This window comes from Xenorhabdus griffiniae, from assembly GCF_015163655.1.
Taxonomy (GTDB): Bacteria; Pseudomonadota; Gammaproteobacteria; order Enterobacterales; family Enterobacteriaceae; genus Xenorhabdus; species Xenorhabdus griffiniae.
In genome coordinates this window covers 1-8,089 of the sequence record NZ_JADEUF010000140.1, presented here as the reverse complement: position 1 = coordinate 8,089, position 8,089 = coordinate 1, and the positions used below count along the sequence as shown (strand labels likewise).

At 44.0% G+C, this 8,089-nt stretch carries 5 protein-coding genes; 1 reads left to right on the top strand and 4 read right to left on the bottom strand.

Annotated features, from left to right (window positions below; all coding sequences use genetic code 11):
• Nucleotides 1-408 precede the first annotated feature (408 nt).
• Nucleotides 409-4,293, bottom strand: coding sequence for a phosphoribosylformylglycinamidine synthase (gene purL, locus IQ211_RS16805; RefSeq protein WP_189760424.1), 3,885 nt, complete (start codon nucleotides 4,291-4,293; stop codon nucleotides 409-411).
• 266 nt (nucleotides 4,294-4,559) lie between these two features.
• Here purL and mltF point away from each other — a divergent pair, with 266 nt between their 5' ends.
• Nucleotides 4,560-6,092, top strand: coding sequence for a membrane-bound lytic murein transglycosylase MltF (gene mltF, locus IQ211_RS16800; RefSeq protein ID WP_189760420.1), 1,533 nt, complete (start codon nucleotides 4,560-4,562; stop codon nucleotides 6,090-6,092).
• Between the two features lie 4 nt (nucleotides 6,093-6,096).
• Here the strand turns inward: mltF and tadA are convergent, their stop codons facing one another.
• The 3 genes from tadA to IQ211_RS19700 all read right to left on the bottom strand — a co-directional run.
• Nucleotides 6,097-6,606 carry a tRNA adenosine(34) deaminase TadA gene (tadA, locus tag IQ211_RS16795; protein ID WP_189760419.1) on the bottom strand — a complete coding sequence of 170 codons (510 nt, stop codon included), beginning with the start codon at nucleotides 6,604-6,606 and terminating at the stop codon, nucleotides 6,097-6,099.
• 202 nt (nucleotides 6,607-6,808) lie between these two features.
• Nucleotides 6,809-7,714 (bottom strand): DNA-3-methyladenine glycosylase family protein, encoded by a 906-nt coding sequence (locus IQ211_RS16790; protein ID WP_189760418.1) that lies wholly within the window; start codon nucleotides 7,712-7,714, stop codon nucleotides 6,809-6,811.
• Between the two features lie 87 nt (nucleotides 7,715-7,801).
• Nucleotides 7,802-8,089: hypothetical protein (locus IQ211_RS19700; protein ID WP_228011608.1), on the bottom strand; the 288-nt coding region annotated here is incomplete at its 5' end.

The window sequence follows — 8,089 nt, the reverse complement described above, 5'->3', positions numbered from 1 at the left end:
ACTATTATTTTACAGGTTATAAACTTATTACATGCGTAAAATTATCTTACTTTCAAATTAAGATAAAAACCCTTTGAAACTATAGGCCATTTTTATAGTGGCCTATTTTAAAATTTTCAAATGCTATTCCTTAGGCCATTATTCACGCACTCAACTTGACGCTAATTATCCGACATTCCGCACCGCATTCGTAATTTATTGTTTTAATTAAAAATAAAAATATGCATGAAATTCATGCAATCATTTAAAAATCAGTATATTACAGGCATAGCTGCGGAATGACGAATTATAACTCACATTGAAAGTAAAAAACCGCCTTCATAGAAGGCGGTTTTTTACTTCTTTACGATATCTAAATAGTTTTTCTATATACATAAAGGCCCTGATGTATTTTCAGGGCCTTTGCTATTAACCTAGCTGTTTGCGTGCATTACGGAAAATTCGCATCCACGGACTATCTTCTCCCCATTCCTTAGGATGCCAGGAGTTGCTAACTGTGCGGTATACCCTCTCAGGATGAGGCATCATCACGGTGACTCTGCCGTCAAGGTTGGTCACAGAAGTAATACCGTTCACGGAACCATTCGGGTTTGCCGGATAGTTTTCTGTCACTGAACCGTAGTTATCTACAAAACGCAATGCGACTTGCTGATGCTTTTCAAGTTCCATCAAACTCAGGTCGTTTCTGAATTCCACCTGCCCTTCACCATGAGCCACTGCGATCGGCAAGCGCGAACCGGCCATATCTTTCAGGAACAATGAAGGGCTGTTTGCCACTTCCACTAAGCTAAAGCGGGCTTCATAGCGTTCTGAACGGTTACGGACAAAACGCGGCCAGTGTTCTGTACCAGGGATCAATTCATGCAAATTGGACATCATCTGACACCCGTTACATACACCAAGTGCTAAGGTATCCGGCCTTGCGAAGAAACTCGCAAAATCATCACGTACCCGTGGATTAAACAGAATGGATTTCGCCCAGCCTTCACCTGCACCAAGCACATCCCCATATGAGAAGCCACCGCAGGCAACCAATGTTTGGAATTGATCTAATGTGATCCGCCCCGCCAATAAGTCACTCATATGAACATCCACCGCCTCAAAGCCCGCTCGGTGGAATGCCGCCGCCATCTCAACATGGGAATTAACGCCCTGTTCACGCAATACAGCAACGCGCGGACGCACTTGTTTTGCAATATAACAAGCAGCAATATCTTCCGCAGGGTTGAAGGTTAATTTCACATTCAGGCCCGGATCATTCACATCCTGTTTTGCCTGATGTTCTTGATCTGCGCACTCTGGGTTATCACGCAGACGCTGCATTTGCCACGTTGTTTCTGCCCACCATAAGCGCAATGTGCTGCGCTTCTGACGATAAACTTCCATATTGCCACTGGAAATCACAAAATCATCGCCCGCCTGAGCTTTACCTAAATAGTGCACACATTCATTTAATCCATAATCTGCCAACAGGTTTTCAATTTGCACCCTGTCAGTCTCACGAATTTGAATCACCGCACCCAGCTCTTCATTAAATAATGCGGCCAAGATATCTTCATCAAATGCACTGATATCGGTATGCAAGCCGCAATGACCAGCAAAAGCCATTTCCGCTAATGTCACTAATAGCCCACCATCCGAACGATCATGGTAAGCCAGTAATTTTTGTTCTGAAATCAAATGCTGGATCGCATTAAAGAAGCCCGCTAATTGCTCGACGTTGCGAACATCTGCGGTTTTATCCCCCAGTTGGCGATAAACCTGCGCCAATGCTGTTCCACCCAGCGCATTTTGCCCTTTACCCAGATCGATCAGCAGCAACGCATTGTCATCTTCAGTAGATAGCTCTGGCGTCACGGTACGGCGCACATCTTCAACTCGTGCGAAAGCACTGATAACCAATGAAAGTGGTGAAGTCATTTCACGCTCTTCCCCATTTTGACGCCAGCGGGTTTTCATTGACATCGAATCCTTGCCAACAGGAATGGTCAATCCTAAAGCTGGACACAGCTCCTCACCCACCGCTTTGACGGCAGCGTATAAACCCGCATCTTCACCAGCATGGCCTGATGCCGACATCCAGTTAGCTGATAACTTCACGCGTTTCAGATCCTGGACATAGGCGGAAGCAATATTGGTCAGAGCTTCACCCACCGCCATACGCGCCGATGCCGCAAAGTCCAACAATGCAATCGGCGCTCGCTCACCCATTGACATGGCTTCGCCATAATAGCTGTCCAAACTGGCGGTAGTGACAGCACAATCTGCGACTGGAATTTGCCAAGGACCAACCATTTGGTCACGGGCAACCATACCGGTGATGGAGCGATCCCCAATCGTAATCAGGAATGTTTTTTCCGCTACAGCAGGCAAATGCAAGACGCGTTTTACCGCCTCTGCGAGCTCAATACCCTTGCGATCCAAACCTTGCCCTTGCGCTTGCAAGACCTGCACATTTTTCACCATCTTTGGTGTCTTACCGAGCAAGACATCCAGCGGCATATCGATTGGTTGATTATTAAAATGGTTGTCATTCAACAGTAAATGTCGCTCTTCCGTGGCTTCCCCAATCACAGCGTAAGGCGCACGTTCACGACGGCATATTTCTTCAAACAGGGCTAACTGCTCTGGCGCTACCGCTAAAACATAACGCTCCTGGGATTCATTGCACCATAACTGCAATGGGCTCATACCGGGTTCATCGTTAAGAATATTGCGTAACTCAAAACGCCCGCCTCGACCACCATCACTGACCAATTCAGGCATAGCATTTGACAAACCACCAGCCCCAACGTCATGGATAAATAAAATCGGATTCTTATCCCCCAGTTGCCAGCAACTGTCGATAACTTCCTGGCAACGACGTTCCATCTCGGCATTGTCACGCTGCACAGAGGCAAAATCCAAGTCAGCATCAGACTGACCTGATGTCATTGAAGATGCCGCACCGCCCCCTAAGCCGATATTCATGCTTGGCCCACCCAGCACAATCAATTTTGCGCCGACCGAAATTTCCCCTTTCTGGATATGTTCTTCACGGATATTGCCGATCCCGCCTGCCAACATGATGGGCTTATGATAACCACGCAATTCTGTACCATTATGGGAACAGACTTTTTCTTCATAGGTTCTGAAATACCCAGCCAATGCCGGCCGCCCAAATTCATTATTAAACGCTGCACCGCCTAATGGACCTTCCAGCATGATATCTAATGCACTGACAATCCGATCAGGTTTACCAAAATCCGCTTCCCACGGTTGTTCAAACCCAGGAATTCTCAAGTTTGAAACTGAAAAACCGGCCAGCCCAGCTTTCGGTTTGGCTCCTCGTCCGGTTGCACCTTCATCACGAATTTCACCACCTGAACCCGTTGCTGCGCCAGGCCAAGGCGAAATTGCGGTTGGATGGTTATGAGTTTCCACTTTCATTAAGATATGGGCTGGCTCTTGATGGTAGTCATAAGCACCGGTGGAATCAGGGAAAAAGCGGCCAACATTAGAGCCTTCCATAACCGCTGCGTTATCTTTATAAGCAGAAAGCACGTAATCCGGCGTTTGTTCAAACGTGTTTTTGATCATTTTGAACAAAGATTTGGGTTGAGCCTGACCATTAATAACCCAATCTGCATTGAAAATTTTGTGGCGACAATGCTCAGAATTTGCCTGAGCAAACATATACAGCTCAACATCTGTTGGATTGCGCCCCAACGCCTGAAAAGCGCTCATCAGATAATCAATTTCATCGGTAGCCAGAGCCAGCCCTAATTCAATATTTGCCGACTCCAGTGCTGCCCGCCCCAATTGCAAGATATCAATCTGTTTTAACGGCGCAGGTTGCTGGTGAGAAAACAGGACTTCAGCTTGTTCAAACTGAGTGAACACACTTTCCATCATGCGATCATGCAATAATGCCGACAACGTTTGCCACTGCCCATCATCCATACCAATACCCTGAATATAATAGGCAATTCCCCTTTCTAAACGGACAATCTGCTTCAGTCCACAATTGTGGGCAATGTCTGTCGCTTTCGATGACCAAGGGGATATCGTGCCAGGACGTGGAGTGACTAATATAAGTTGTCCTTTAGGCTCCAGTTCAGCCAAAGAGGGGCCATATTTTAATAGCTTATTTAATTTCTCTCGTTCATCTTCTGTGATTGGGGTATTAACTTCGGCAAAATGCACATATTCTGCATAAATGTCGGTAACAGGGAGATGTTGATCTTGACACTGGGAAAGGAGCTTAGTGATACGAAATGCCGATAAAGCGGGTGAGCCACGCAGAATTTCCATAATAATAGGTTCTCTCATCTTAGACGCAAAGCCTGACTGATGCCTCAGGGGAAACTGCAAGCATTATAGAGGAATGTTTCCTCTGACGAAACCGTTTGCGTGGTGATTTATCCACCCAGCAATACACTCAATAAAATACCAAAATGGGTTTAATAGGGTTGCACATCTCCCTTTTGTTACGCAAAATTCTCAATTACTGGAAATTTAACCATGCTATTATCTTGTACTTCATACGGTTTTAAATCGTTCTGAAAAGAGATAACTATTTGAATAACATAAAGATAAATTACTTTGTTATCGTAATTATCACGCTCCTTTCTGCTGCTATCATCGGCCTTAATATCAATTGGCCGAATAAACAGCAGGAGCAGATAAACAAAATTCTGGCACGAGGAGAGCTGCGGGTTAGCACTATTAGCTCTCCTCTACTCTCTCTTAACAGTAAAAATGAACCGACAGGATTCGACTATGAGTTAGTCAAGCGGTTTGCCGATTATCTGGGGGTTAAACTTGTGATTAAGTTTCGTCCCAACATTAAGCAACTGTTTGACGACTTGGAAAACGATAAAGCCGATTTCCTGGCTGCCGGGCTTATCTACAATAAAGATAGGCTGGACCAAACACGCACCGGCCCTGCCTACGCTTCTGTCATACAACAACTGGTTTACCGCAAGGGGGAGGCACGGCCACGTTCGTTTGGCGATCTAAAAGGTAAACTCATCGTCACGGCAGGCTCAGCCCATGTAAGCGAACTGAAAAAGTGGAAAGAAAAGTCTTATCCTGAATTAAGTTGGGAAGAAACACCACGCGAAAATACGCAACAATTGCTCGAACAACTTTCCGAGGGAAAAATCGACTATACCATCAGTGACTCTCTCAGTTTGGCTTTGCAGCAGCGTATTCATCCCAATCTGGCAGTTGCTTTTGATGTCAGTGAAGAAAGTCCTTTAACCTGGTATTTAAAACGCAATGGCGATTATAGCCTCTACTCCGCTATGCTCGATTTCTTCAGTATGTTGACTGAAAACGGCATTATGTCGCGGCTACAAGAAAAATATTTCAGTCATGTCGGTTCATTCGATTATTTCGACACTATTTCATTTATTCGTGCCATCGATAAGCTCTTACCAACCTATCAGCCAGTTTTTCAACAATACGCGGGATCGCTTGATTGGCAATTGGTGGCAGCCATTGCATGGCAAGAATCACATTGGGACCCACAAGCCACTTCACCGACTGGTGTTCGTGGATTAATGATGCTCACCCGCCCAACAGCAGAATGGGCTGGAATTCATGATCGGCTGGATCCAGAAGAGAGTGTAAAAGGAGGAATGGCTTATCTGAACTATCTGATGGAACGTTTGCCAAAAACCATTCCTGAAGATGAGCGCATTTGGTTTGCCCTTGCTGCTTACAACATGGGGTATGGACACCTTCTTGATGCCCGTAAGTTAACCGCTGCGCAAAAAGGTAATCCAGACAGTTGGCTGGATGTTAAAACGCGTCTTCCCCTGCTCAGCAAGAAAAAATATTACGCCAATACAACATATGGTTATGCCCGTGGCTATGAAGCTTATCGCTACGTTGAAAATATTCGGCGTTACTATTTGAGCCTGGAGGGATACCTTAGAGCAAAAGCCAACCGCGAGAAAGTGGAAGGGAGTGAAGTGGCAACGGATACTACTATCACTCCTCCCCAAGCTGAAAATGACAAAATAACAGGCAATAATGTTGAATCTCACGAAAAAGCGTCGGAGAATAAAACACCGACGCAATCTGAAACAACCATTAAGCCCTAATTGATTAGGGCATTTCCTGTTGCTGAGCTTTCAATTTTTTCAATGCCTTATGCTGCTCCCTGCGTTGTTTAAAAAAAGCACTCAACATAGTGGAGCACTCTTCCGCCAGCACACCGCCGGTAATTTCAATTTGGTGGTTCATACCTGGATGGCGCAAGATATCAATCAACGAGCCTGCCGCTCCCGTTTTCATATCGCTGGCACCATAAACTAATCGTTGTATCCTGCTGTGTACCATCGCACCTGCGCACATGACACAAGGCTCTAAAGTGACATACAGTGTCGTATTTAACAGACGATAATTCTGCAATTGCTTCCCGCCCTGCCGTAACGCAATAATTTCTGCATGAGCGGTAGGATCATGGTCAGTAATTGGGTGGTTAAATCCCTCAGCAATCACCTTATTATCAGCTACCAATACAGCACCAACAGGAATTTCTCCCTTGGCCTGTGCTTGCATGGCTAAATCTATTGCCCGACGCATCCAATATTCATCACTAAAATTTTCGGTCACTGCCCATTCTCTTGCTTATAAAAATTCCGCCTATTATACCCAATACCTCAATCTGCTAGTTCAATCTCATCAAGAAAAGCATCAAGGAACAATTTCATCCGCACTATCCTTTAACTCACCATTTTTCTACCGGATACCGGCTGAAACCTTGATTCAATTTATCTTGCCAGTCAAAGCACCTGATAAGGAAGTTAAAACGGTATTAATATCCACTACTGGATTGCTGTTGCCATAAGTGCGCGCCCACCAACGCTTTCCAGGGAGAAAAATCTGCCAACCATTTTTCCGCCTGTTCCGCACTCACTTTGTCTTCCTGATTGAGCAAATATTGGAGATTACGTCTGACAGCTACATCACCATGTAGTGAACCATCCAGATAATTGAATCCCCGTAGCAAAGCATAATTCACTGTCCACATGCCGATGCCCTTGATAGCAAGCAAACTCTCTGTCAGTTGTTTTATTGCATTTTCTCTTTCTGGAATATTGAGTTCTAAATCCCCTGAGTTAATCAGTTGACAAATATGCAATAAGGCATTGGCTTTACCCACAGAAAAACCACACTGACGGAGATCATGCGGCGAATATTGCATCACTTGCTTATAATTCGGGAAACACAGTAACCCAGAAGAGTGTTGACGCCCCACCGCCTGAATAAAACGCCGCCTGATGGAAATTGCTGCGCTTAAACTAATTTGTTGCCCAATAATCGCCCAACTTAGTGCTTCAAAAGGTGTCGCGGACTGATAAATGCGTAAGCCTGTTTGTCTGTTAACCAATTCGCCAATAACGGGATGATCTTGATAGATAGATTCAAAGATATCAACAGGTTGTTTTAAACCAAGCATATGAGAGGCTAACGTCGATAATGCTTCATGTTGTGAAGAACAGTCTTTATCACCATCAATATCAAGCCGTATTTTCGCTCTATTCTTTTCTATTGTGATGGTTAAAAGAGCCGGATTTTCATACCAAATAATCCCTTTTTTTATTTGATTATATTGTACTATTTCAGAAACACCCATTTCATCCCGCTGATGAAAGGCTAAAAAATTGCTCGTGTGATAATTATTGGGTAATATAACTTCCGTTAAACAGCTTGATTTCATTGGGGTAGCTCCAGAAGACACGCGAAATGAATATCACTATCTAACAGACTTTAAGTTTAGATACAATGACAATTCAACCAATACCGTCTATAAAGAAACATCATCGATTTTATATTTAATTAATTCCTTATTTAATTTTCGGATTTGATATTTTGACGGGCTTAACATCAATAAATAGATACCAATCCCCATCAGTAAAATCATACTTAATATGACGAAAAAGAAATCTAAAGCATTGCTGATGGTATTACTCAATGCATCAACTTTGAACAAAAACGCTACCAATACAACAAATGCCAATGTGAAAAAATACGTTGAAAATACTCTTTCAAAACAATAAGTAAAATAATAAGAAGGACCAATATTAACTTGTAC

Excerpts from the sequence above, each read along its gene's own strand:
- IQ211_RS16790 (WP_189760418.1), bottom strand. The coding sequence starts at position 7,714 with ATGAAATCAAGCTGTTTAACGGAAGTTATATTACCCAATAATTATCAC.
- purL (WP_189760424.1), bottom strand. The coding sequence starts at position 4,293 with ATGGAAATTCTGCGTGGCTCACCCGCTTTATCGGCATTTCGTATCACT.